Origin of the sequence: Parabacteroides sp. PH5-46 (genome assembly GCF_029892785.1) — a bacterium.
Lineage (GTDB): Bacteria > Bacteroidota > Bacteroidia > Bacteroidales > Tannerellaceae > DFXE01.
Window position 1 is genome coordinate 174,799 of the sequence record NZ_JARXXA010000004.1, and the last position, 26,873, is coordinate 201,671.

Below are 26,873 nucleotides of genomic sequence, written 5' to 3' on the forward strand. Positions count from 1 at the left end.
ACAAAAGAAAACAAAAAAAGCAGGGACTTTTTCCCTGCTTTTTAGTTTCATATCCTTAGATACATTATTGCTTTGTAAATCCTAAATGCACATTAAATGTTTCGGAATTTTCAATAATGGTAGGTAAGTTTTCAAGAAGTGTAGCAATATTTTCCATGCCTTCAGGAAGTTCGATGCCACCTAACATAGGTAATAACATAGGCGCTACAGCACCAAGAAGTTCTTTTGAAGCATAGAATGATACACCATCCTCTTCAATAGCCATGTTGATAGGCAACAGGTAGAAATCGCCTTGTTCAACTAATAACGCCAACAGGTCTTCAAGTTCAAGACCATAGCTGCTCAGGTCTAACATCCCTAACAGAGATACAAGGCTCTTGTCAAGTGCCATGAATACCTGGTTTTCAGATGCAAGGTAGTTAATGGTAACCATTCCCTTGATAGCATCAGGCATACCTGTAGCTTCTTCTTCGCCTGTTTTTACCCAGTTTACATCGAACAGACCGTCTTCATTAAAGTAAACTGTTACGTCTGTTACCTTTTGAGCCATCATACCTCCCAACATAGGACCCATAGCGCCAATCATCATGTCGGTAGCAGGATCACCGGTACTTACGTTGAACTGAACGTCACCTCCTGTTGGATCAAAGTTGAGTTTCCAGGTTCCGGCCAGCGGAGATACGATTTTACGGCTAACATTAATAGCAAGTGTTTTTTGTGCTTCCTTAGCTGCGTTCGCTTTGGTAGCAGGGATTCCTTCCAATTTACCGCTTACGCTAATTTCCGTTGTACCAACTGTTTTTGTAGTTTCAAAAGAATATGTATTGTCAGACTTTTTCATTTCTACATTATCAATTTCAATAGCTGCGCCATCAGGAAGTACATTTGTCAATGTTATTTTTGCATTTTCTCCCGTTCCGGCAGCCAAGGCAACGGATTTCGTTTGAGCAGGCTCGCCATCGTTAATTTTAAGGACATACGCATTATCCTTATCTCCTCCTTTAAATGTACCAAGTCCATCTTTCCAAGTTGTTTCGGTTGGGTTGGTAGGTGTTTCCGGCTCCTTTGGATCATCATCATCATCCCCACAAGCACTAAAGAATGTGATGGAAAATACCATCATAAGAAGATACAATAGAAAGTTCTTTTTCATAATTCTCATTTTTTAATTAAACATGTTTGCCACATTTATCAGTAAAACGGGGCAAAGATACGATTATTGTCACAAAATGAGCGCTAAAGATATGGATATTTTGAATATTATTCTTAGGCTAAAGTTAATTTTCTTTAGACCAAAACAATATACTCCTGTTGAAAACTCCTTTTGTTATGACTCCGTTTTTTAAGGATCTTTTTGCTGCTTTCTCATCCGAATTCTCTTTCTTTGTAAAGATGAATGAGCAGGTACATGAAAAACTGAAAGTGCTGGCTGAATCAGCTAAGTACGATATTTCATGCGCTTCCAGCGGAACCACCCGAAAGAATAAACCGGGTACGATAGGAAGTGCGGAAGGCTGGGGGATTTGTCATAGTTTTACAGAGGACGGACGCTGTGTTTCTCTCCTGAAAATTATGCTTACCAACTACTGTATCTATGATTGTGCTTACTGCATCAACCGTCGGAGTAACGACATTAAGCGAGCTACACTTACTGTTAATGAATTGGTGGATCTTACCATCGAATTTTATCGCCGGAACTATATAGAGGGGCTTTTTCTCAGCTCGGGCGTAATAAACAGCCCGGATTACACTATGGAGCGGATGGTACGGGTGGTTAAAGACTTGCGGACTGTTCATCGTTATAACGGCTATATACACATGAAAAGCATTCCCGGTGCCAGCAGCGAACTGGTACATGAAGCCGGATTGTATGCCGACCGTCTGAGTGTGAATGTAGAGATTCCCAAGGAGACCAACCTTAAGATGTTGGCTCCCGAAAAGGATCACCAGAGCGTGTACAAGCCCATGTTTTATATTCAGCAGGGTGTATTGCAGAATAAGGAAGAGCGGATGCGCTTTCGCCATGCTCCGCGTTTTGCTCCGGCCGGACAGAGTACCCAGATGATCGTAGGAGCAACGGATGAAACCGATAAGGATATTCTTCAGCTATCCACTGCTTTGTATCAGCGCCCCAGCATGAAGAGGGTGTATTATTCCGGCTATATTCCTGTCAATACTTATGATCCGCGTCTTCCGGCCTTGAAACAAGCCCCTTTGGTAAGAGAGAACCGTCTGTATCAGGCCGACTGGCTGATGCGCTTTTATGAATTTAAAGCCAGCGAAATAGTAGACGATGCATTCCCCAACCTCGATTTGGAAATAGATCCTAAACTGGCTTGGGCGTTGCGTCATCCCGAGGCCTTCCCGGTAGATGTAAATAAGGCAGACTATTCTATGATATTGAGGGTGCCGGGCATAGGTGTGAAGTCGGCCAAACTAATCGTGGCTTCCCGGCGACATGGCAGGATTACTTCTTCTGCCCTGAAAAAGATTGGGGTGGTAATGAAAAAAGCGCAATACTTTATCACCTGCCATGAATTGGCTACTTTTACCGTAAATGAAGCGAGTCCGGAATATGTACGCAAGGTACTGACAGCAGTGAAGAAACCGGCAAAAAAAGGCTTCGACGAGCGGCAACTAACCATCCATTTTCCAGACTGACAAGATGATCGTTTTCAGGTATGATAAAACGTTTGAAGGCTTGTTGACATGTATCTTCGATGCCTATAGCCGGAAAGTATTCCCTCAGAAACTGGTAGGCGAAGGAGAGCCCTCCCCCTTATTTACAGAAGAAGAGCATGGGGTGATAACCGAAACCACTAAATCGTCCCGCGTATGGAAAGCCCTGGAGAAGAAACTCCCCAAAGAGGCTTGCAGCATGCTGATGCACGTCTGGCTGTCTGAACTGCCGGAAAGCGACGACCTTTTGTTTCGCTACATCCGGAAAGTAATCGATTCGCCTCACAATGTGAGTACCAATTTTACAGATGATGATGTGCTGGAAGTACATAAAATAGCCAAGAAAGTAAGCAAAGAAAGGCTGAATCTGATACAATTCGTTCGTTTCCAGAAGGCTGCCGACGATATGTTCTTTGCTCCGGTTTCGCCTATATTCAACTCCCTTCCACTCACCATGAATTATTTTACCGACCGCTTTGCCGACCAGAAGTGGCTGATCTACGATATCCGGCGGCGATACGGCTTCTATTACGACTTGAAAACGGCACAAGAGGTAAGCCTTGACGACGATACGCACCTACTATCCGGCAAGCTCGATGAAGAACTTATGGCTAAAGACGAAAAACTTTTTCAGAAAATGTGGAAAAGCTATTTCCAGGCACTCACCATCAAAGAACGTTTCAATCCCCGCCTGCAACGCCAACACATGCCCCGCCGCTACTGGAAATTCCTCCCCGAAAAGAACTAAGGAAATAGACATGGGTTTCCAAAAAAATGAGAGATTTTTTACATCTTATTACTAATTGAGTAACAATGTATTTGTTTTATGAAAATCTAAATGCTTATATTTGCAGTAATAGAAGAACCCGTTTGGGACTCTGAAGGGATAAGCCTTAAAAGTGTGAAAACTTGAAACTGTTTATAAACAACTTAATTATCTGTGTATTATGCTGTTTTTTGGAGGTCATCGGCCTGGTAATGGAAAGAATGAAGCCCCTTTAATCGAATATATAAAATATGTTGAGGGAAAGAATATTGAAAGTTCGCCGGAAGACGGTGAGGTCGTGATGTTATTATCCGGCGCTGTTGTCTTATCCAGTGAGCTGTACCCTTCCTTGTCATTGGAAGAAGGAAGTTTTGTATTCCTTCCCCCCGGCAGTTATTATCGTATGGAATTTACGCGAGATAGCAGTTTGCTGTTGTTCCATGTCGGGCGTGAATTGTCCGGTGGTGGACACTTGCCGCTACATGAGTTGTATGAAGATATGGATAAAGGAGGTGTGAATGTGAATATGCCCACCAATCTTGCCCCTTTAAAAATGAAACTCCCTTTGCAGGAATACGCCCGCAGCCTTGTTGTTTACCTGGATAAGGGTATGGATTACCCGGAAGTTTTCGACCTTAAGATGGAAGAATTCTTCCTCCTTTTAAGGTTGTATTATACCCGGCGTGAAGTAACTTCCCTCTTTGCCCCGGTCTTAAGCCCTGACGTTCGTTTTACTTATTTTGTGTTGCGTAATTATCTTACAGTCAAGACTGTGAAGGAGTTGGCGGAGAAGGCACACCTGAGTCTGTCTAGTTTCGACAAGGAATTCCGCCAGGTATTCGGTATGCCCCCTTATCGATGGATGAAGGAGAGGCGCAGTGCCCGTTTGTTGCACGAGATCACCCACAGCATGAAGTCTCTGAAAGAGATTAGTGAGGATTGTGGTTTCACCTCTGCTTCCCAGATGAATGATTATTGCAAGAAAGAATTCGGAGTCCCCCCCGGACAGCTCAGGGAACAATATTATAACAGAGGAGGGATGCAGTAAAAATGTCAAAATGTTAATTTACCCCCTGTTTACAGGCCGTATTTCGTAAAATCAGTATGGCTTGCAAAAAAGGCTTTTATTTGATAGTTTAGCTTTATCGCTTTGTGAGCTCGTAGCGTGCAGAGCGAAACACACAGTGCCTTTTTCTGGTGTTCTTCATTCTTTATTCTACATTCTTCATTCTTAAGCTGTCTTTTTGTCGTTTTAAAAAGAGTGTCTTTTTGAGGTGGTTTTTATGTTAAAAAACACTTTATTTTATATATTTCGGTCGGTTTATTTGTGGGTTGGCCGGAATAGTTAAAAAATCATTTGGATGAATTTCCGAAATTATTTGGATCAATAGGGGAATTTATTTGGATGATTTTAGTAAATCGTCCAAATAAAATGGATAAAAGCCGGCATGTTTACTAAATATATGTTAAATACAGGCTCCAATGTATTAAAAAATCTTTTATTTTTTATTTTTTTGTCGCTTTTGAATAAAAGAAGCGTTAGCTGTAGTTTGTATTTTGATGAAATATGTAAGAATATAGGTTTTTTTAACAGCAAAATGAAATTTGGAATTATGGTATATGGTGATCCTTTTTCATTATATGCGAGACGAAAAAAATTGCATAGTTTGAATTCTATACTTATTTTTGGAGGAAATAGTTGAAAGATGAAGGTGAGTAATCAAACTGGTTTAGTGTTGGAAGGTGGAGGAATGAGAGGTGTCTTTACCGCCGGTGTGTTGGATTATTTTATGGACAATGAGATTCGTTTCCCTTATACGATAGGGGTTTCTGCCGGTGCCAGTAATGGACTGTCTTATGGTTCCTGGCAGCGGGGGCGTTCCCGTTTCAGCAATATCGACTTGCTGAATACATATAACTATATCGGGTGGAAGCATTTTCTGAGGGGAAAGGGCATTATTGATATGGAGTATCTGTTTAATATTTATCCCGACAAATATTATCCTTTTGACTATGATACGTTTTTCCGTTCACCCTCCCGCTTTGTGATTGTAGCAAGTAATTGCCTGACAGGCGAAGCGGAATATTTTGAAGAGAAAAAAGACCCCGACCGCCTGCTGGCCATCACCCGTGCTTCCTGTTCCATGCCTGTTCTTTGCCCGATAACCTATGTAGACGGTGTACCAATGGTAGACGGTGGTGTTTGCGATGCCATTCCGTTACAAAGAGCCATGATTGACGGATACGAACAGAACGTTGTTGTCCTCACGCGTAATAAAGGCTACCGGAAAAAAGACAAAGACTTCAAGCTACCCGCTTTCATATACCGCAAATATCCCGCTATCCGCGAACAATTACGCCTCCGCTATCGCAGGTATAATGAAGTGCTGGACTACATAGAACAACTAGAATCCGAAGGGAAAATCACCGTAATCCGCCCCCGGAACCCCTTAGAAGTAGACCGGACAGAAAAAGACACTGCAAAGCTAACAGCCCTCTACAACGAAGGCTACTCCTGTGCCCGGGAGGCTTTTCGATAAGCAAAATCAGATTTTTTTGATAGCAGTGAACTTTTCAAGCAATATGGTGGGGTGGTAGGAAAGTTTGGCTTGTCTCAGGCCTAGGATTCCGAGGTCTTCTTCCCGGTTTACGTAGGTATATTGTTCGGGAATGTGAGAGGAAAACTCACGGTTAATCAGGCTGTAGGCTCCGTCGTAGTTAATGTCTGCTTTTTCTACATGCACTCCGAAAGTGTCTTTATTGATAGGGGCTCCGAAAGAGAATGCCACTATCTGATGTTCTGCGCAGATAGCACCCCCGATAAGTCCCAGTTCTTCGGCATGTTCCAAGGCATAGGTCATGGAACGACGCTCGAAGCTCAGTTCTTCGGCATCTTCCTCCGTGTGATTGGCTTTATACCACTTCCGTTCCAGCTCCAGGCATTCCGGCACCAGTTCGGGGGTAATGGGCATATACTTGTAGCGGTATTGCTTGATGAATTTATTGATATGATTCCGTTTGGGCTGATACTTTTTGCCGGTCAGGTTGGCCAGGTCTTCCCGCAGGTAAATGTAATCGAAAAAGTTACGCTCCGGCATATATTTGAAACCATCGGGAAAGGCTTGTTCCAGTTCTTCTTTGCCGCTGGGTGTAACACCCAGAAGCCAGAGAGGATGTTTGAATGACAGCGAATCTTGTTCCAGCAAATTGACTGATGCCGTAATATCTCCTTTACCTACCGGACACATATACACCGGACGTTTGTCTTCCAGCCAGAAGCGAATGAGGAGGAAACCGTCTACAACGGCATATTCACTTTTATATAAAAAGCGCCAGCTACACATATTGGCGAAAGAAAAGTCGCAGTTCATATATGAACTTTGCAGTGTGAATGACGTGATTGTATCTTTGTCACTCAGTTCTATAGCTTTGAAAGGAATTAAATTTTCCATAAATTTGTTCTATACTTTTAAAACGGAAAAAGAAAAGGTAATACTAAAATCATCACGATACCCATAATGATCTGTAAAGGCAAACCAACCTTGATATAGTCCATAAATGTGTACTTTCCGGCAGACATTACCAGCGCATTCGGCGGAGTAGAGAAAGGAGAGGAGAAGCACATACTGGCGGCAACTGTAACTGCCATCAGGAAAGGATAGGGACTTACATTGATAGCCAATGCCGATTGAAGGGCTATAGGTGCAATCAGTACAGCTGTTGCCGTATTGCTGATAAACATGGTCATCAGGGAGGTAGTGAAATAAATACCAGTCATCAGTACCATAGGCCCCATACTGCCCAGATTAGACACGAGGGCATTTGATATAAGGCCAGAGGTACCTGTCTTCTCAAGAGCTAGCGACATAGGGAGCATAGCCCCGATCAGTACTACGCTTTCCCAGTTGATCGTCTTATAGGCCTCTTCCACATTCTTGAAACAACCGGTCAGTACCATTAAAAGAGCGGCTATTACTACGGAAGTAACCGGAGCGACAGGTATAAAGTCAAACACCATGCTAACGATCATCAATATCATAATAGCAGCTGCAACAGGCGCTTTATAGTCGAGTGTTACTTTGGCGGCTTCTTCCAGCGGTTGGCCCAATACCACCCATTGCGATTGCTTCTGGCTCATGTAAGCGATGTTCTCCCAGTTCCCCTGAATCAGTAACAGGTCGCCCGCTTGCATTTTTACATCTTTGATATTGGACAAGATATACTCTCCGTTTCTTTCTACACCAAGCACGTTAACACCATATTTGTCGCGGAATCCGGAGTCTTTGATTGCTTTATTAATCATTTTGGAGTCGGGCATCAAAACCATCTCGGCAATACCGATCTCGCGGACACTCAGCTTCTCATTGGCAGACTCTCCGGCAAGTTCAGTAGTCGTAGCCTCAGACAGAGATAGTTTATTCTCTTCTACAAAACGGCTTACATTTTCAAACGAGCCAAATACGTACAAGATGTCATCTACCTTAATCTCTGTTTCCGGGCCAGCCAGCTTTTGGTCTACGGTTTTCAGGAAACGTCCCTGGGTAGAAGATTTACGTCTGACTTCAAGGATGGAAATATTGTATTTCTGGGTGATGTTGAGTTCGTTTAACCGTCTGTAGCGGATCATGGAGTTCTCATCCACGTGAATACGGAACAGGTTTTCTGCCAGTTGGTATTTCTTTGCCAGTTCTTTGGGAGAGCGGGTTGAGGTATCCTGACTCTTTTTCTTATCTTCTTTTTTAACCAGGAACTTTTTGCTTAAAGGTATTAAGACTAACAACCCCACGATAATACAAACAATCCCTATCGGGGTAAATGTAAAAAAGGAAATATCGTTGAACCCGGCTTTTGACAGTGTTTCCTGAACAACCAGATTAGGAGGTGTACCGATTAGCGTCATCATACCACCCATGCTGCTGGCAAAAGCCAGAGGCATCAGGAAACGGCTCGGGCTGATATTGGCACTTGCTGCTACACTAACAACGATTGGTAGCATCAAGGCTACCGTCCCCGTATTGCTGACAAAGGCGCCGATAAAAGCCGTTACCAGTACAATGAGAACAAAGAGTTTTAACTCACTTTGACCTGCCGACTGGATAATCTTACTTCCGATCATCTTGGCCAACCCTGTTTTAAATATGGCTCCTCCCACAACAAACAGCCCGATCATCATGATGACTACCGAATTAGAAAAACCGGAAAGTGCTTCGGCAGGCGTTAGTATATCGAATACCATTAAGAGTGCCAGGGCACATAATGCTACCACATCGGAACGTAGTTTTCCGTTGATAAAGAAAATCATGGATAAAGCCAGAATGAGCAGTGTTGTTACCATATTTGAGTAAGCATTTTTATGAAAAATGAAGAATAAAAAACTCTCTTTTATAAACCAATATACGAGTGAAAATGTTTAATTGATAATGGGTGCAAAATTAATGTAAATTTAAAAAGATCATGGAATTTGTTTACGAAAAATCCAAGTTGAAGAGTCTTCTGATTTTATCGGATACACTGCATACCGACCCTATTTTTTTGAAGGATAAGACGCTCTATAAAATAATATGGATTGTCTCGGGAAAAATAGAACTGATAGTGAATCATCAACGACATATATTTAAGGCAGGTGAGGTTATTACATTATCGTATCTGCATAATGTGGAATTGGGCAAAATAGATGGAACTTATCAGTCTATTCTTTTTAACGATAATTTTTACCACATAGTGAATAACGATCATGAAGTATTGTGTAACGGCCTATTGTTTAACGGATCTCCTCATATTGTGAAATTTGATGCTTCCAAGGATGATATGTATAAACTGTCACGCATAGCAGATACTATGATTGAAGAGTGTACTATGGAGGATAGACTGCAAGGAGAGATGTTGCGTATTTTGTTAAAACGACTGATTATTATCTGCTGCAGAATGGCTCATTTTAAACATGGAGTGATACCGCAGCGTGATGCTCGTTTTGAGGTAATGCGTAAATTTTATACCTTGGTAGATGCGCATTTTAAAGAAAAAAAACAGGTGCAGGAATATGCTGATATGTTGAATAAATCGCCTAAAACCCTGGCCAATATTTTGTCGACTTATCACCAACCTTCGGCTATAAGAATCATACATAACAGGGTGGTAGCTGAAGCTGAACGTTTGCTTCATTATACATCTAAAAGCTCAAAAGAAATAGCCGGAATACTTGGTTTTGAGGATCATGCATCCTTTAGCCGTTTTTTTAGAAATGCAACAGGGCAAAGTGCAACAGAATTTCGGCAACAAATTCAGTAAGAAAACTGTTCTTTAATATATAATAATGATAATATGAACAAATCAGACATAGGACTAATCGGACTTGCCGTAATGGGTGAAAACCTGGCTCTAAACATGGAGAACAAAGGTTTTACGGTTTCGGTGTACAACAGAAATTTCCCTGGTGAAGAGGGAGTAGTAGACCGTTTTGTTAACGGCCGTGGGAAAGGTAAAAAGTTTATAGGGACTCATTCGGTAGAAGAATTTGTGAACTCTATTGAGCGTCCGTGTAAAATAATGATGATGATCAGAGCCGGTAATCCGGTAGATGAAATGATCCAGCAATTATTACCCTATTTATCTGAGGGTGACGTAATAATAGATGGAGGGAATTCGGATTTTCACGATACGGAACGACGTGTAAAGGAAGTGGAAAGTAACGGTTTCTACTTTATAGGAACAGGTATATCCGGCGGCGAGCAAGGTGCATTGAACGGCCCGTCTATCATGCCCGGCGGATCTGCGGCTGCCTGGCCTTTGGTACGCGATATCCTACAAGCTATTGCTGCCAAACTGGAAGATGGTACACCTTGCTGCCAATGGATTGGTAAGGGTGGGGCAGGACACTTTGTAAAAACAGTGCATAACGGTATTGAATATGGCGATATGCAGTTGATTACAGAGGCTTACGCTTTATTAAAACATCGGAAGCAAATGAATAACCAGGAAATGTCTGACGTATTCCGCAGCTGGAATGACGGAGAACTGGACAGTTACTTGATTGACATTACATCACAAATACTCCGTTTCAAGGACGAGGATGACAAGTATTTGCTGGATAAGATTCGCGATGTAGCAGGGCAGAAAGGTACCGGTAAATGGGCTTCTGTTGCTGCAATGGATGAGAATGATCCCCTTACCCTGATTACAGAAGCTGTTTATGCTCGTTTACTATCCGCTTTGGGTGAAGAACGTGCGAAGGCACATGGTATATTCCCGCCTTTTGCTTCTTTGGCTAGTTTGCTTGAAACATCTGATGTAGAGCAGGCACTTTATGCTTCAAAACTGGTGTCTTATGCCCAGGGCTTCTCATTGCTACGCCGGGCTTCTACCCACTACAACTGGGATTTAGACCTGGCTACCATAGCCAAGATATGGCGCAAAGGCTGTATCATTCGCTCTGTATTCCTGCAAAAGATCACAGATGCTTATCTGAAAAATCCGGGCTTGGAAAACCTGTTGTTTGATGAATTCTTCACGAAAAAGATAAAAGCATCATCAACAGCGTGGCGGAAAGTTGTTTCCGAGGGGGCGCTTACCGGTTTGGCTTTGCCGGCTATGAGTTCGGCTCTTGCTTATTTTGACGGTTTGCGTACGTTGCAGTCTCCGGCCAATCTCATACAGGCACAGCGGGATTACTTCGGCGCCCATACTTATGAGCGGACAGACCGCGAACCGGGTATTTTTTTCCATACAGACTGGACAGGAGCAGGTGGTAATACAACATCAGGAACCTATAACAGGTAATAAATTATGAAACGAGCAGAAGATCAATTATTAGTAATATTCGGAGCTTCGGGAGATCTAACCTCGCGTAAGCTCCTGCCTTCACTTTTTGAGTTACAACTACGCAATATGCTTCCTGAAAAGTTTGCCATTTTAGGAGCAGCCCGAACGGAATATACCGATGAGGAGTTTCGGGTGTTGAATCGCAAACATATCATAGATGCAGAAGGAGAGGGGATAGATGCAAAACAGTTGGATCTATTTCTGGATAAGCTTTATTATCTGGCTTTCGACTCTACTACTTCGTCAGAGTATGGTAAATTAAAAGTTCGCATCAGTGAATTGCAGCAGAAAATACAACTGCCGGATAAGATTATCTATTACCTGGCAACGCCTCCTCTTATGTATGAACTGATTCCTCAATACCTGTTGGAGAACGGAATGAACGAGACTCCGGATCCTAAAGGCTGGCATCGCCTGATTGTAGAAAAACCTTTTGGCACCAGTTTAGCTTCTGCGCAACATCTTAGCGAACATCTGCGGCATATTTTTGACGAAAAAGAAGTATACCGCATCGACCATTATCTGGGAAAGGAAACAGTGCAGAATATCTTGGTACTGCGTTTTTCTAATGGTATTTTTGAACCCTTATGGAACCGTAACTACATTGATTCGGTAGAGATAAGTGCCTCAGAAACATTAGGAGTTGAAAATCGTGGCAAGTATTACGACGGGGCAGGTGCTATGCGTGATATGATACAGAATCATCTGATGCAGCTAATGGCTTTTACAGCTATGGAGTCGCCGGCTGTTTTTGAGCCCGAGCCTATACGTGACGAGATCGTAAAAGTGTTTCGCGCCATTCGTTCGATACCGGAATCAGAGATTGACAAACAGGTGATCCGGGCACAATATGAAGGATACAGAGCTGAGAATGCCGTAGCACCGGAATCAACGACTGAAACTTGGGTAGGAATGAAGTTTTTTATCGACAACTGGCGATGGAGTGGTGTACCCTTTTATTTCTATACCGGCAAGAAACAGGCAGAAAAACACTCAGAAATCACGATCAACTTCAAGTCTACACCCCACCAGCTTTTTGTGGGACAGTGTTCGGGTACCTCCTGTAATAAACTGACCATTCGTGTGCAGCCCAATGAAGGTATATCCCTGCGTTTCGGACTGAAAGTACCGGGTGCGGGTTTTGAAGTAAAACAAGTAAGTATGGATTTCAACTACAGTTCATTGTCCAATGTGAAGCTTCCGGATGCCTATGAACGTTTGCTTCTGGATGCCATGATTGGTGATTCTACCTTGTACACCCGTAGTGATGCGCTGGAAGCTAGTTGGAAGTTTATTGATCCGATACTGAACTACTGGAAAAAAGCAGGAGATAACAATTTATATACTTACCCGGCGGGACAAAATGGACCGACAGAGAAATACCTGTTGAGGCCCTTGCGCAAACTGTGTCGCTGCCAGTCAAATTAACGGCTATGAAAACAGAAACTTACAAAGACTCCCAAGAAGCTTTGAGAGCGTTAACGAATCGTTTGGCTATGTTAATAGAACAAGCAAAAGGAGATGTTTTTAATCTGGCTTTATCCGGTGGTGAAACGGCTAAGCAAATGTTCGTTTTATGGGCACAGGAATACCAGACAACTATAAACTGGAATACGGTTCGCTTTTACTGGGTAGATGAACGTTGTGTCCCGAAAACAGACGAACAAAGCAATTACGGACAGGCGAATAAACTATTCTTTGAACCGATGCATATCCCTAAAAGGCATATTCACCGGATTAAAGGAGAGAACTATCCACAGGCAGAGGCTAAACGATATTCCGACAGAGTGTCTGGTAAACTGCTAATATATAATGGTCTGCCTCGTTTTGATTGCATCATCCTCGGAGTAGGTAATGATGCGCACACTGCCTCTATCTTCCCCAATACCATGCGGTTACTGGAAGACGAACGTCCATACGCCGTCTCCCAACATCCGCAAACCGGGCAATGTCGCGTCACCATGACAGGATTGTTGATTCTGAACAACACTCCACTTTTGGTACCGATACTGGGACAGGGAAAAACAGAGGTTATTAAGCATCTGAAAAATGCTTACTCCAAAGATAACCCAACCCCTGCATCCTATATCCTCTCCAAAGCCAAAGATGCTACCGTCTATCTCGCAGAGGAGTGAGCAGAGTTATTCCTGTGCAAACCAAACTTTCATCTTTCCGATTCCCCGGTTCGACCAGGTGTAATAAGGGATGAAAGACTGCTCCTTACTGTCTTCTTTTTTCTTGATGGAGTTTATTCCGCCAAGAAGTTCAGGAGCGCTTTCTACGGAAAAATGATCTTTCGTAGAGAAACGTATCTGCTCAAAATGTCCTTTATTATCTATCTCCTCTGCGCAATAAACCAAGGGGCCGTATTCGATAGACATGAGGCCTTTTAAGTCTGTGACCTGCTCATTGGCTACCACATGACGTACCTGCATCGGGAGGTCGAGCTCTACCAGGCTATTCTCCGGCCAGTCTTGTTTTATTTCAAAATATCCATTAGTAAGTTCACCTTTGATTTCCTTGCCATCCAGCCATACTTTATAAGTATCATCAGAGGTGTCGGCATATTGATATAGAGAGCTGGGAACAGGTTTGTTCACTACCCATTCGGGGATACGGATTTTTAATGCGAAAGCTTGTCTCTCGTTAGCAGAGACATGTATTTTAATTTTTCCATCCCAGGGGTAATTTGTTTCCTGCTTAATTGTAACAGCCTTTCCGGGTATGGAAGCTTTGTTCGACATAAAAAGATTGATATAGATATCGTTATCGTGTGTTGCATAGATCAAATTAGGCACATAGGGAATAAAGCGTATCAGATTAGTTGGACAGCAGGAGCAGTCAAACCAAGCCTCACGCGTACAAGCTCCTTTGTTAAAAGCATATTCTCCATCTGATTCCAGAGGATTGGGGTAGAAAAATTCTGTTCCTTCCAACGATATACCTGCAATAAGTGCATTATACATTGTACGTTCAATGATATCATAGTATTTGGCATCTCCCGTGAGACGGAATAAGCGTTCGTTCCAGTAAACACTACCTATGGAAGCGCATGTCTCGCTATAAGCTGTCAGGTTGGGTAGTTCGTAGTTGTCACCAAACATTTCCAGGTGATGGCGTGAACCGATTCCTCCCGTGATATACATCTTTTTATTAACCATATTTTCCCATAGCTTATGAACTGCCGCCAGGTACTCTGCATCTTGGTAAATGGCCGCAATATCAGTCATGCCAGCATACATATAGACTGCCCGAACGGCATGCCCAACAGCTTCCTCTTGTTCAAGTACTGGAAGGTGATCCTGTATATTTTCAGCTCCCCAGATTTCACGGACAGACGAGTCGCCTCGCAAATCAAGGAACTTCTTAGATAAATGCAGGTATTCTTCTTTGCCTGTAATCTGATATAATTTGATTAGTCCGGTTTCCACAATCTGATGGCCGGGTACTGCGTTGTATGTATTGTCGCCAAAGACGCTCAGCAGCAGGTCGGCATTCTTCAGGGCGATATCCAACATGTTCCGTTTTCCGGTTGCCCAATAATAGGCAGCAGCTGCTTCAAACAAATGTCCGCTATTATATAGTTCGTGACTGATGTCCAGATGGCTCCAGCGTGGACCGGGTGTTACCCAGTCTGATGTAGGTTTCATTGGGTTTATCGTACGCCAGGTAGTCAAATAACCGTCGGGTTCCTGTCCCTGGGCGATAATTGTGATTACAGAATCGGCGTATGCTTCCAGAGTAGGATTGGGACTGTTTATTAATGAATAGGCAAGCCCCTCTAATGTTTTATATACATCTGTGTCGTCGAAAGGCATTTTTCCACGTGCGCAGCCTTCTCCCCCTTTGATTACCTGTCCGGCAATCACGAAGTTTTCCAAGCGTCCTTCTGCTTCACATTTGTCAAAGGCATATCTGATCACTTTGTTTTGTATGCTCTCAATTCTTGGCAACCAAAAGTTATCGCTTAATTGTACATGATTAAGATTTACCGCTTCAATAGGATAGTTGGAATAGGTCTCAGCTTTCTCAACTTTATTACAAGCGAAAGCCGCAATAATGCATGTTGTAAGTAAGATTTTTTTCATACAAATAGAGTTGAATAATAAATTTACAGTTGAAAGATAGTACAAATATGCGTATTTTCTACAATTTATCAAACATTAAATTACCCACCCCTATAAAACAATTAAAGGATATCTCCCGACATCCTATAATCTACTTTGTTAACCTTAAATCTAATACTATTATGAAAAAACCACAATGCAAATATACGGCTTTTTCAATAGTTGCCAATAGGCAAAGTATTAAATAGTGTTGGCCCAAGTTTAAGAAAGTATAATTTTTGATATACCTCAAGTATTGAGTTGAATATGTTTGATAATCTCGGCTTCCTGATCGGGATGAAACCAGCTGATATCCGTGTCACGCTTAAACCAGGTCATCTGTTTACGGGCATATACACGGGAGTTACGCTTAATCTTTTCAACGGCAAAATCCAATGTCCAGTTTCCATCCAGATACTGAAACAATTCTTTGTAACCTACAGTATTCAGAGAGTTCAGATGCTTGTAAGGATACGCTTTGCGAGCTTCCTCCAATAGCCCGTCAGCCATCATCAGATCTACCCGCTGATTGATTCGTTCGCACAACTCTTCACGTTCGCGTGTGAGGCCGATCTTTATGATCCTGAAAGGCCGCTCTTTCCGACTGTTCGTCCGGAAAGAAGAATAAGGCTTACCGGTCATCCGGCATACTTCAACAGCATGGATTACCCGCTTATGATTCTTTCGGTCTACTTCTTCGTAATGTATAGGATCACTGGCTTTCAGTTCTTCCAGGATAGGAGCAAGCCCTTCTTCTTCAAACTGTCTGTATATGGCAGTACGTATTTCTGGAGTGATTGTCGGGATATCATCAATGCCTTTGCAGATAGCATCTATATACATCATGGAGCCGCCTGACATAACAACAATTGGGATTGTCTCAAATAGCCGGTCTAATAGTGAGAGAACGTCCGTTTCAAAGTTGCTGGCACTATAATAATCGGTCAAGACCAGAGTTCCAACCATGAAATGCTGAACCCTTTTTTGCTGCTCAAGAGTAGGGGCTGCCGTACCGATAGGCAAATCTTTATACAGTTGGCGTGAATCGGATGAGATAATGGGGGAGTTGAAATGTTCTGCAATCCGTAAACTTAATTCAGTTTTTCCAACTCCGGTAGGTCCCAGTAATATAACAAGTGTTTGGTTCAATAACGATCTTCTTCAAAAGAAATATCACCCGCATTGTCAAGTCCTTCAAATCCGCTACTATCCAGCTCATCTATGTCATATTCGGAGTCGCCGTAGAAATCTTCTCCCAGCAAATCTGTAATAGGGCTCTTTGTTTCGGCTTCTTTGAAATCGATCGTTTGAGAGGGAGGTGTTCCTTCTGAGCGGCTGCAAATAGCTTTGTCAAGCGTTTGGCCAGGAACTACCTCGCGAAGTTCAATAAAGAAAGCACGTTCTGTAAGATAATCAAATACATACAGCATTTTTTGTTCTTCATCTTCCAGTAACTCTTCTAAACGTGTATCTTCCATAATGTAGCTATCCTCTTCCGAAGAGGCGCCCATGTCTATCAGTGTAATTTCCGTTTTTTTGCTCCAGTCGTCATCACAGATAAAGAATGAAGCCATTTGGTTTTTGTCGTATTTTACAGAGTCGACAATTGCATTGTGAAGGTCCAGAAAGGTAGCTTCCGAGTCTATTTTTATTTCCCGGATAAATTCGTCTACTTCGTCTGACACTATTAAAAATCGGAATATCATAGTTTATAGTATTTATATGGTTCAAAAATAATTATCAACTGTCACTTGATTTATAGTTCATCAATAGAACCTCTTACGATACCTCTGCTTGACGATTTGATAAAGTTCAATATTAAATCTCTTTCCACACTGGGAACATATTCGGTTTCGATTGCCCGTAAGGCTTCCGTATTGTTCAATCCTCTGGTATAGAGTGTACGATAAATATCTTGAATAAGGAATACCTGATCGTTGGTAAATCCACGCCGACGTAATCCTACGATATTAATCCCGCAGTAAACGATAGGTTCTCTACCTATCAATGTATAAGGAGGGATGTCTTTTCCAACACGGGAACCTCCCTGTATCATAACATGCTTGGATATACGGGCGAATTGATGAACCAGGCTTCCTCCGCTGATAATGGCATAATCATCAATTTCTACTTCGCCTGCCAATTGAGACGCGTTCCCCAATATTATGTTATCTTTCAAAACACAGTCATGTGCGATATGGCTGTAGGCCATGATCAAACAATTATTACCAACAACTGTCTTACCTTTAGATGCTGTTCCTCGGTTTACGGTCGCACATTCCCGGATCGTTGTATTGTCACCAATCTCAGCCGTAGTTCTTTCTCCGGCAAATTTTAGATCCTGAGGAATCCCGCCGATCACTGCTCCCGGAAATATCTTGCAATTTTTGCCAATACGTGCTCCGTCTAAGATAACAGCATGTGACAGTATATGAGAATGATCGCCAATTTCAACATCTTTCTCAATAACAACAAAAGGATCAATAATCACATTCTTCCCTATTTTTGCTTCGGGATGAATAACGGCTAAAGGCGAATGACTCATGTTCTGTACTATTATTTATTTTTTACAATTTGTGCCATAAACTCTGCTTCGGCAACCAGTTTTTCTCCTACGAAAACATACCCTTTCATGGTAGAAATCCCTCTCCGGATAGGAGCAAGCAATTCAAGACGAAGGATGATTGTATCACCGGGAGTCACTTTTTGCCTGAATTTTACCTGGTCTATCTTCATGAAATAAGTAGAATAACGCTCGGGTTCATCTACAGAATTCAACACCAGCAAACCACCGGTTTGAGCCATTGCTTCTACCAGTAAAACCCCAGGCATAACCGGCTCTTGCGGGAAATGTCCCTGAAAAAAAGGTTCGTTTACTGTTATATTTTTAATCCCTACAATGTGGTTGCCTCCAATCTCTATAATTTTGTCAACCAACAGGAATGGATAACGATGTGGCAACAATTCTTTGATGCGATTAACATCCATAACCGGCAGGGTGTTCGGATCATATACCGGTGCCTGTATCTCGTTCAGCTTGATGTCTTTACGGATTAAACGCGCCAGTTGGTTGTTTATTTTATGTCCCGGGCGGGTAGCGATAATTCTTCCACGGATGGGTTTGCCGATTAGTGCAATATCGCCTATTACGTCTATTAACTTATGACGGGCCGGTTCATTATCAAATACCAAAGGCTCATTGTTGATATATCCCAAAGAGGTGATATCTTTATAGGGGATGTTCATTTCTTCTGCCAACTTCTTCAATGAATCTTCAGGCATTATCTTGTCATATATTACAATGGCATTGTCCAGACTGCCGCCTTTTATCAGATTATTGTTCAGTAAGGCTTCTATTTCGCGGACAAATACGAATGTTCGCGAGGATGCCACTTCTGTGGCGAATTCATTTATATCATTAAGCGTAGCAAACTGATTGTAAAGAACAGGCGAATCAAAGGATATCAGTACATTCAGACTGAACTTATCATCTGGTAATATCATGAGTGACGAACCTGTTTTCTCGTCTGTTACTTCAATTTTATTTTTTACGATATAAAAATCTTTGGGTGCTTGTTGTTCCACTATCCCTACCTTTTGTATTGCTTCCACATAAAAACGGGAACTACCATCCAATATCGGGAATTCCGGAGCATCAATTTCGATCAGGCAATTATCTATTCCTGCAGCATATAAAGCAGCCATGGCATGTTCTATAGTACTTACCTGAACATCATTTTTAGCTATTACTGTTCCTCTTTGAGTGGCGATAACATTTTCGGCCAATGCATCGATAATAGGTTGATCTTCCAGATCGATACGTTTTATCTTATAACCATGATTTTCGGGAGCCGGATTGAATGTTATATTGATAAGCTCCAAACCGGTGTGCAACCCTTTTCCTTGCAAAGAAAAGCTATTGGCTAATGTATTTTGTTTCAACATGCGTTTATTTATCTTGTTTGTTAATTTCGTTTTTAAGGAGTTCTACTTCTTTCTGTAGCTGTCCGATTATTCTGTATATATCCGGCAAGCGATGGAAGACTGCGCTTGAGCGCATATATAGTCTTGCATCAATAGCCGGTGCTCCCAGAACTTTGTGACCCTCTTCTATATTCCCTATCACGCCTGCTTGTGCGCCTATCGATACATTGTCATCGATACGGATATGCCCCGCCAATCCGGCTTGTCCGCCAAACTGACAGTGTTTCCCTATCTTTACCGATCCGGAGATGCCTACCTGTGAAGCCATGACAGTATGTTCGCCCACTTCCACATTGTGGGCTATCTGCACTAGGTTGTCCAGCTTTACGCCTTTACGGATAATAGTAGAGTCCATTACGGCACGGTCGATAGTGGTATTCGCACCTACTTCCACATCGTCTTCCAATATGACATTTCCCAGTTGGGGTATCTTCTTGTAATTTTCTCCCTCGGGGGCAAAGCCAAAACCGTCTGAGCCTATTACCGAACCGGCATGCAATATACAATTCTTTCCGATAATGCATCCTTCGTATATCGTAACATGGGGATAAACAATGGCATTATCTCCAAGGGATACATGGTCACCGACATAGGCGTGAGGATATATTTTACAGTTATTTCCTATTTTTGTCTGTTCGCCTATATAGGCAAAATTACCTATATAGCAATCATTGCCAATCGTAGCCGTAGCGTCGATAAAAGCTGTAGGATCGATACCTGTTTTTTTCTTTTTGGACTGCTCTACAATATCCAACAAAATGGCTAATGCCGCATAAGCATTTGCTACTCGAACCAAAGTGGACTTGATGGGGGCTGTGGGGGTAAAATCATTATTAACCAAAACAATACTTGCTTCTGTATTGTAAATATGATGCTCGTATTTTGGATTAGCTAAAAAAGATAATGATCCTGGTTTACCTTCCTCTATTTTTGAGAAATTATTAACTTTTGTATTCTGGTCACCTTCCACGCTTCCATTCAAAAAGGTTGCAATTTGTTGAGCTGTAAACTCCATTTAGTTGTTCAGTTTAATTAAAATTTATCATATATATATTTATGCAACATAGAACAGCTTGCAAATTTGAAAAAAAATATTGGTTTTCCCTATGACAAAACGTGAATAATTCCGTTATCTTGTAAATAAGTAGCCATTTCCTGCTGTATAACATACGCTTCTTTGCGTGCTGTTAATGCAAAGTTTTCACTATTGTCTGCATAAATAATAGCACGGGAGGAGTTAACCAATAGGCCACACTCTTTATTCATCCCATATTGTACAACTTCTTTCAGGCTTCCTCCCTGAGCGCCAACACCGGGTACCAGCAGGAAATGATGAGGTGCATGTTTTCTTATCTCAAGGAATAATTCTCCCTGGGTAGCACCTACTACATACATCATTTGCTCATCAGTAGCCCATTCCTGCGACTTCTTCAGAACTGTTTCAAAGAGACGTTCCCCTGAACGCATCTCTTGCATCTGGAAGTCTTGCGAGCCTTTATTAGAGGTAAGCGCCAGTAGGATAACCCAGCTTTCGGGATACAGGAGGAAAGGTTTCACACTGTCTTCTCCCATATAGGGGGCTACGGTTACGGCATCTACCTTCAGGTGGTCGAAGAACGAACGGGCGTACATCTCGGATGTATTGCCGATATCCCCGCGTTTGGCATCTGCAATGATAAACTGGTCGGGATAATTCGTTTTCAGGTAATTCACTGTTTTCTCAAATGCCAGCAAACCGCTTACTCCCAGGCTTTCATAAAATGCCAGATTAGGTTTGTACGCTACGCAGTATTCGTGTGTAGCATCAATAATAGCTTTGTTAAAAGCAAATAGAGGATCTTCTTCCTGCAGTAAATGCTGAGGTATTTTTTTTATATCAGTATCCAATCCGATGCATAAAAAGGATTGTTTCCGTTTAATATTGTCAACGAGTTCTTGTTTGTTCATTTTGGTTGTTTATTTATAGTTCAGATTCCTTTAAACGTTCGGCATTTTCGGCTACAATCAGCTGGTCGATGCAGTCTTGAATCTCTCCGTCCATAAATGCGGAAAGATTGTAAATTGTATAATTGATCCGATGGTCGGTTATACGGCCCTGCGGATAATTATAGGTGCGTATTTTGGCCGAACGGTCGCCCGATGATACCATCGTTTTCCGTTTGGAAGCAATCTCGTCCAGGTATTTCTGGTATTCCATATTATATATACGGCTTCTCAGTTCTATCATGGCTTTGGCTTTGTTTTTAAGCTGCGATTTCTCGTCCTGACACTGTACGGTTATCCCTGTCGGAATATGTACCAGGCGAATAGCAGAGTAAGTCGTATTAACCGACTGTCCGCCATGTCCGGAAGCACAAAAAGTATCTGTGCGAATATCAGATTCTTTGATCTCTACATCAAATTCTTCTGCCTCGGGAAGAACTGCCACTGTAGCTGCTGAAGTATGGACGCGTCCCTGTGTTTCCGTCTGTGGGATGCGTTGCACACGATGTACGCCCGATTCGTATTTTAAGATCCCGTAAACGCCTTCTCCGCTTACGGTAAAAATGATTTCCTTAAAACCACCGGAAGTTCCTTCCGTATAACTCGTCACCTCTACTTTCCAGCCTTTGTTTTCGCAGTATTTGGCATACATGCGGTACAGGTCTCCGGCAAAGATTGCAGCTTCGTCACCTCCTGTTCCTCCGCGTATTTCAACTATCGCATTCTTTCCGTCTTGCGGATCGGCAGGTACCAGTAATAGCTTGATTTCTTCTTCCAGCTTAGGAATACGTGTGGTACAACTATCCAGTTCTTCACGGGCCATTTCGCGCATTTCCTGGTCTTGTTCTGTGTCAAGCAGTTCCTTAGCTTCCTGTATCCCGTCGAGTACCTTGATGTATTCAGCACGTGTAGAGACTATTTTTTCCAGATCGCGATATTCTTTGTTCAGTTTCACAAACCGTTTCATATCCGCAATAACAGAAGGGTCGGTAATTAATGTACCTACCTCTTCAAAGCGGCTGACCAGTCCGTCAAGTCTGTATAATAAGTTGCTTTCTGCCATTCCAGTTAATAAACAAAGCGACCTTTTTCGCTTTCAATAACCAATTCGTTCTCGTTTGCCTCTTCTACATAACCAACGATTTGCGCGTCAATTCCCAAACCTTTACTTATATTAATCACAGCTTCGGCATGCTCCGGTGCCAGATATATTTCCATCCGGTGGCCCATATTGAATACTTTGTACATTTCCTTCCAGTCAGTAGCGCTTTGCTCTTGAATGATACGGAAAAGGGGTGGGATGGGGAAGAGGTTGTTTTTTACTATCTTTTTGTTTTCAACAAAGTGCATTACCTTGGTTTGCGCGCCACCCGAACAATGCACCATTCCGTGGATTTCAGTCCGTAACTCGTCTAGTAATACTTTTACTACCGGTGCATAGGTGCGGGTGGGGGAAAGTACCAGTTTTCCGGCATCTATGTCCAGTCCTTCTACGGCATCGGTGAGCTTTAAATTCCCCGAATACACTAAGCTTTCAGGTACTGCTGCATCATAACTTTCCGGATATAAGGCAGCCAGGTATTTGGCAAATACGTCGTGGCGGGCAGAAGTAAGCCCATTGCTACCCATACCGCCATTGTAAGCTGTTTCATAAGTAGCTTGTCCGTACGAGGCCAGCCCTACGATTACGTCGCCTCCCTGTATGCGGCTGTTGTCTATCACATCGGCCCGTTTCATACGGCATGTTACGGTACTGTCTACAATGATGGTGCGTACCAGGTCGCCTACGTCGGCCGTTTCTCCTCCGGTAGCATAGCAGCCGATACCCATCCGGCGTAGTTCGGCCAGTAGTTCGTCGGTACCATTAATAATGGCTGATATAACCTCTCCCGGAATAAGCAGCTTGTTGCGTCCGATGGTAGAAGAAACCAAGATGTTATCTACAGCGCCTACACACAGCAGGTCGTCAATGTTCATGATAAGAGCATCCTGGGCAATCCCTTTCCATACGGACAGGTCGCCTGTTTCCTTCCAATACATATAGGCTAATGACGATTTGGTTCCGGCTCCGTCTGCATGCATAATATTACAGTACTCCGGATCACCCCCCAGTATGTCTGGTATGATTTTACAGAATGCTTTGGGAAATATCCCTTTATCGATGTTCTTGATCGCGCTGTGTACGTCTTCTTTAGAAGCAGATACACCCCGCTGGTTGTAACGTTGGTCGCTCATTGCATATCCTTTTGGAGTGCAAAGGTAACACCTACGAACCGATTTTTCCCAATTTTTGTGAACAAATTTCCCAATCCCGGGTTTGTTCCATCGATAATTGTCAGTTATTTATACTCATATAGTTTTACATGGAGAATGCTAAAATCGTCGACAGGGATGCGGACATGGCGTCCTTGGTGCGTTTGGTCACCATTCAGCCGTTTTACGTATGAAAAGGTTCCGTCTTTGTTTATTTTTATCTCGTCAACCGTTCCGATACCTGCCCGGAAACCACCATCCCAACCGGCTTGTTGCTGCTGGTTTCCGCCTGAGGAAACAAAACCATCCTCTCCCAGTTTAGCGGTATTCTTTGCTTTGCTTTCATTTGTCTTTTTAAATTCAGCAACAATTCCGCTTCCGGCCAGGATGTATTCATTTTTGTTTAGTTTTATGATAAGTCCGCCACCTTCCGGCCAGGTACTTCCGTCTGTTGCCCGAGAGTCCCAAGGGAGCGTAAAGTAGTGACGACAAGTGATTTCCAAGTCATCATACAGTAAGATCCGTTCCTTGTTCTTTTCGTCGAACAATAAGCCGTTCATCAAGCCTTTCCCTTGATATTTAGTCAGTAATGGTGTCAGTTCTTTTAGTTTGGAATAACTTTTTCCAAGCGGGGCATCCGGCAAATCAGAGCCGTTTTCGATAGAAAAAGGACTGATACAGATGGCATCATGCTCGCCGAATACATAGAACGCCTGTACGCCATTGTTGCTGCCTAAGCGGGCTTCGGGTATAAACAGCGGATTGTTATGCAAGGCGTATTGAGCCACCCAATCCCGAAAGCCATCGTCATAGATATCAGGAGCCAGCAAATCAATAGTAGGCGCTCCGCAATGCCAGATGTCAATCAGGTGTGCCAGGGGGCCTGCTGAAGGATACTCTCCCGGCACCCGTCCCCGGCTGTTCATTGCTGCGTTTACAAACAGAGGAATGTTGTGGATAGAACGTGCCGATTGAGCCAGATTTTCAACATATTGTGCATATGACCAGGCCATGAATAGTTCATCGGTATAGATATCGTCACCAAAAACTTCTTGCCAGTTTCCTTTGGTTTTATATCCTTGTTTTTTCCATTTTTCGAGCATCCACGGATGCAGTGTTTTTTTGTTTTTTTCCAGGTAAGAAGTTAATTTACGTGGCACCTCTGCCTGAAATAAGGCATTGGCTTCTTTAGAATGATCGCGGGCGCTTTCCAGCATACCGATCTCATTCTCAATCTGTACCATAATAACAGTACCTTCTTCTTTGTCAACAGATGCAATATGCTTCATCAACTCTGAAAAGGCGCGATTGTCGGCTGTTTGTACATTTTCGGAGAATGAACTGGCTATCTCTAAGGGTTTTCCCTCTTTTGTGTAGGCGCGTGGATACTTTTTATAATCTTGCTTGAACCATAGCGGGGCATAGCAACTCATTGAGTTTTTCCAGGCTCCGAACCAGAGAAATACTACTTTTAGCTGGTGTTCCCGTGCTTCATGAATCACTTTATCAATCAAAGTAAAGTCATAGCTTTTTTCCACAGGCTCAATCAAATCCCAATAAGCAGGAACAAGTACTGTATTAAGCCCCATCCGCTGCAATTTCGGAAAGATCTGTTCAATATCTTCAAAGGAAGATGCGGAGGAATTTCCTAATTCGCCCCCAAGAATAAGATAAGGATTTCCATCAACAATTAATTGTGTAGCAGTCCCCTGTGATTTTAGATAAGGCAAAGAAGTTTGCCCCCATAGAGAGCACGAAAAGCATAATATACCCAGTAAGATAAAGCAGTTTTTCATTGTATAGTCTTTTATATAATAAGATTCTACAAAGATAAGATGTTTAGCACTGAAGGACAAACGCAAGTATGCATATTTTCTGTGGAAAGTATGAATTGATTATCATTGTTTTTTTCTGTATTATTGCAGAAACAAATAACAAGATGTCAGATACGATTACTTATTTGTACCGTGAGGCGTCTGAGCTGACGCGAAAAGAAAAAGAAAGCAATTTGTTTCTCTCCAAATACAGCGAGATACAAAAGCCAACGGAAGCCCCTTGTTTTTTCTGGGGAAACCTGAAGAACCCATATATGCTGGCGCGATGTCTGGTTACTTTATCCAATGTGGTGCAGACAACGTTTCACCTGTCGGTAATAGAACTCAGGCGTTTGCGTGATCCCATTGTGACGGCCGGTAACGAAAAGCTTCGCTTTGAAGGATTCTCGCATTGTGCCGGTGCATACGCGCGGGTAGATGTATTGCCTGATGGCTTGGATGGAGAATTTCTTGAAAGCGGAACAACGAATGTGGATTTTAATCCGCCTATGATCGCTGCCCTTTCGAGTGTAAGGGAATCCGACAATCTCTTGCTTTCGGTAGGTTCTAAAGAGCTTGCATTGCATAAAGAAGGAAGAAAGATTGTTGAACGGAAGGTTCCCCTTCCCGCCCAATGGATAAAAGGGCTTACCTCGGTACAACTGTATCTGTCGGAAGCAGAAGAAGTACATACCTTCAACAAAATTGAAGCCCTGAAACTCTTTCAGGGGATACCACGCGCACAGGTAAAAAGCGATTATTACCTGATTACACGTGGCGGACGTCCGATGTTCTCTCCGGTAAAATCAGCAGAAGCTATTTGTGTGGGCGGTTTGCATCGCTTACGATTAGTAGAGCCACTGCTGCCATACATAGACAAACTGAAAGTATTTCCGCATCCTACCATGCAATCTACTACCTGGCAGCTTTACTTTGGTGCTATCCGCTTCAGCTATACCCTCTCTCGTGATACCTGGCGGGGATTCTCGGGCGAAGGAGCCGCTTTAGAATCGCTGATAGAGGATATACCCGATGGTTTGCTGGAGGCTATGGATAAATACAGCTATGCGAATCAGGAATTTAACCCTACCTTGTTTGCGATGCGGGAGCAACTGGAGGTAGAGCTGGCAGACAATCTTACCGGGCGCTTGGCCGCCATGGGGCTCCTGGGCTTCGACCTCGACGATAATCGTTTCTTTTACAGGCAGCTTCCCTATAAGCTGGAACGGATACTGGGACTGAATCCCCGCCTGAAAGGAGCCGTGAAATTATTGGCAGAAGGCAAAGTGATGATTATAAGCCAAACAGCAGACCGGACGGAAGCTCGTGTAGAGGGATCGGGCGTAAGCCATACCGTAATTATCAACAGAGAACAAGCCCGTTGCACCTGTGCCTGGTATAGCAAGTACCAGGGAGAGCGAGGACTCTGCAAACATGTTTTAGCAGTAAAGAAACTATTGAATACCTAAA

At 42.8% G+C, this 26,873-nt stretch carries 22 protein-coding genes; 9 read left to right on the plus strand and 13 right to left on the minus strand.

What is annotated here, in order from left to right; translation table 11 throughout:
* Positions 1 to 64: 64 nt before the first annotated feature.
* On the minus strand, positions 65 to 1,153 hold the full coding sequence (locus M2470_RS05690) for a hypothetical protein (RefSeq protein WP_280744075.1): 1,089 nt from the start codon (positions 1,151 to 1,153) through the stop codon (positions 65 to 67).
* A 239-nt stretch (positions 1,154 to 1,392) separates the two neighbouring features.
* Between M2470_RS05690 and M2470_RS05695 the strand changes: the two genes are divergently transcribed.
* The 4 genes from M2470_RS05695 (at position 1,393) to M2470_RS05710 (ending at position 5,985) form a co-directional block, all read left to right on the plus strand.
* Positions 1,393 to 2,661, plus strand: a complete 1,269-nt coding sequence (locus M2470_RS05695) for a putative DNA modification/repair radical SAM protein (protein WP_280744195.1) — start codon at positions 1,393 to 1,395, stop codon at positions 2,659 to 2,661.
* Between the two features lie 4 nt (positions 2,662 to 2,665).
* Complete coding sequence (locus M2470_RS05700; protein WP_280744076.1) at positions 2,666 to 3,427, plus strand: TIGR03915 family putative DNA repair protein; 762 nt, start codon at positions 2,666 to 2,668, stop codon at positions 3,425 to 3,427.
* A 199-nt stretch (positions 3,428 to 3,626) separates the two neighbouring features.
* A complete protein-coding gene (locus M2470_RS05705; protein ID WP_280744077.1) occupies positions 3,627 to 4,493 on the plus strand; it encodes an AraC family transcriptional regulator in 867 nt (288 codons plus the stop codon).
* 658 nt (positions 4,494 to 5,151) lie between these two features.
* The gene (locus M2470_RS05710) at positions 5,152 to 5,985 is read left to right on the plus strand and encodes a patatin family protein (RefSeq protein WP_280744078.1); all 834 of its coding nucleotides are present in this window, start codon (positions 5,152 to 5,154) and stop codon (positions 5,983 to 5,985) included.
* A gap of 6 nt (positions 5,986 to 5,991) precedes the next feature.
* Here the strand turns inward: M2470_RS05710 and M2470_RS05715 are convergent, their stop codons facing one another.
* Together M2470_RS05715 and M2470_RS05720 are read right to left on the minus strand one after the other, a co-directional pair.
* Positions 5,992 to 6,897: a phosphatidylglycerol lysyltransferase domain-containing protein gene (locus tag M2470_RS05715; protein WP_280744079.1), complete on the minus strand. Its 906-nt coding sequence runs from the start codon at positions 6,895 to 6,897 to the stop codon at positions 5,992 to 5,994.
* 17 nt (positions 6,898 to 6,914) lie between these two features.
* Positions 6,915 to 8,780 carry an SLC13 family permease gene (locus M2470_RS05720; protein WP_280744080.1) on the minus strand — a complete coding sequence of 622 codons (1,866 nt, stop codon included), beginning with the start codon at positions 8,778 to 8,780 and terminating at the stop codon, positions 6,915 to 6,917.
* Between the two features lie 119 nt (positions 8,781 to 8,899).
* Between M2470_RS05720 and M2470_RS05725 the strand changes: the two genes are divergently transcribed.
* The 4 genes from M2470_RS05725 to pgl are packed head-to-tail and all read left to right on the plus strand — an operon-like array spanning position 8,900 to position 13,398.
* Positions 8,900 to 9,733 (plus strand): helix-turn-helix domain-containing protein, encoded by an 834-nt coding sequence (locus M2470_RS05725; protein WP_280744081.1) that lies wholly within the window; start codon positions 8,900 to 8,902, stop codon positions 9,731 to 9,733.
* A gap of 33 nt (positions 9,734 to 9,766) precedes the next feature.
* Entirely contained in the window at positions 9,767 to 11,221 is a 1,455-nt protein-coding gene (gene gnd, locus M2470_RS05730) for a decarboxylating NADP(+)-dependent phosphogluconate dehydrogenase (RefSeq protein WP_280744082.1), read from the plus strand.
* A gap of 6 nt (positions 11,222 to 11,227) precedes the next feature.
* A complete protein-coding gene (gene zwf, locus M2470_RS05735) occupies positions 11,228 to 12,691 on the plus strand; it encodes a glucose-6-phosphate dehydrogenase (RefSeq protein ID WP_280744083.1) in 1,464 nt (487 codons plus the stop codon).
* A gap of 5 nt (positions 12,692 to 12,696) precedes the next feature.
* Entirely contained in the window at positions 12,697 to 13,398 is a 702-nt protein-coding gene (gene pgl / locus M2470_RS05740; protein ID WP_280744084.1) for a 6-phosphogluconolactonase, read from the plus strand.
* Positions 13,399 to 13,404: 6 nt separating this feature from the next.
* Here pgl and M2470_RS05745 read toward each other — a convergent pair whose 3' ends face one another.
* From M2470_RS05745 to M2470_RS05790, 10 genes are all read right to left on the minus strand, one after another.
* On the minus strand, positions 13,405 to 15,351 hold the full coding sequence (locus M2470_RS05745; RefSeq protein WP_280744085.1) for a beta-L-arabinofuranosidase domain-containing protein: 1,947 nt from the start codon (positions 15,349 to 15,351) through the stop codon (positions 13,405 to 13,407).
* 267 nt (positions 15,352 to 15,618) lie between these two features.
* Positions 15,619 to 16,518: a tRNA (adenosine(37)-N6)-dimethylallyltransferase MiaA gene (miaA, locus tag M2470_RS05750; protein ID WP_280744086.1), complete on the minus strand. Its 900-nt coding sequence runs from the start codon at positions 16,516 to 16,518 to the stop codon at positions 15,619 to 15,621.
* Complete coding sequence (locus M2470_RS05755; protein WP_280744087.1) at positions 16,515 to 17,075, minus strand: hypothetical protein; 561 nt, start codon at positions 17,073 to 17,075, stop codon at positions 16,515 to 16,517. The genes miaA and M2470_RS05755 overlap by 4 nt, the downstream gene beginning before the upstream one ends.
* 50 nt (positions 17,076 to 17,125) lie before the next feature.
* Positions 17,126 to 17,914 carry an acyl-ACP--UDP-N-acetylglucosamine O-acyltransferase gene (gene lpxA / locus M2470_RS05760; protein ID WP_280744088.1) on the minus strand — a complete coding sequence of 263 codons (789 nt, stop codon included), beginning with the start codon at positions 17,912 to 17,914 and terminating at the stop codon, positions 17,126 to 17,128.
* An 11-nt stretch (positions 17,915 to 17,925) separates the two neighbouring features.
* On the minus strand, positions 17,926 to 19,314 hold the full coding sequence (locus M2470_RS05765) for a bifunctional UDP-3-O-[3-hydroxymyristoyl] N-acetylglucosamine deacetylase/3-hydroxyacyl-ACP dehydratase (protein ID WP_280744089.1): 1,389 nt from the start codon (positions 19,312 to 19,314) through the stop codon (positions 17,926 to 17,928).
* A gap of 4 nt (positions 19,315 to 19,318) precedes the next feature.
* Positions 19,319 to 20,368 (minus strand): UDP-3-O-(3-hydroxymyristoyl)glucosamine N-acyltransferase, encoded by a 1,050-nt coding sequence (gene lpxD, locus M2470_RS05770; RefSeq protein WP_280744090.1) that lies wholly within the window; start codon positions 20,366 to 20,368, stop codon positions 19,319 to 19,321.
* A gap of 89 nt (positions 20,369 to 20,457) precedes the next feature.
* Complete coding sequence (pyrF, locus tag M2470_RS05775; RefSeq protein ID WP_280744091.1) at positions 20,458 to 21,300, minus strand: orotidine-5'-phosphate decarboxylase; 843 nt, start codon at positions 21,298 to 21,300, stop codon at positions 20,458 to 20,460.
* Positions 21,301 to 21,313: 13 nt separating this feature from the next.
* Entirely contained in the window at positions 21,314 to 22,399 is a 1,086-nt protein-coding gene (gene prfA / locus M2470_RS05780; RefSeq protein ID WP_280744092.1) for a peptide chain release factor 1, read from the minus strand.
* 5 nt (positions 22,400 to 22,404) lie between these two features.
* On the minus strand, positions 22,405 to 23,571 hold the full coding sequence (locus M2470_RS05785) for an AIR synthase related protein (protein ID WP_280744093.1): 1,167 nt from the start codon (positions 23,569 to 23,571) through the stop codon (positions 22,405 to 22,407).
* Between the two features lie 104 nt (positions 23,572 to 23,675).
* On the minus strand, positions 23,676 to 25,385 hold the full coding sequence (locus tag M2470_RS05790) for a DUF5597 domain-containing protein (protein WP_280744094.1): 1,710 nt from the start codon (positions 25,383 to 25,385) through the stop codon (positions 23,676 to 23,678).
* Between the two features lie 143 nt (positions 25,386 to 25,528).
* On the opposite strand from M2470_RS05790, the gene M2470_RS05795 reads away from it, so the two are divergent.
* Positions 25,529 to 26,872 (plus strand): SWIM zinc finger family protein, encoded by a 1,344-nt coding sequence (locus tag M2470_RS05795; RefSeq protein ID WP_280744095.1) that lies wholly within the window; start codon positions 25,529 to 25,531, stop codon positions 26,870 to 26,872.
* Position 26,873 lies beyond the last annotated feature (1 nt).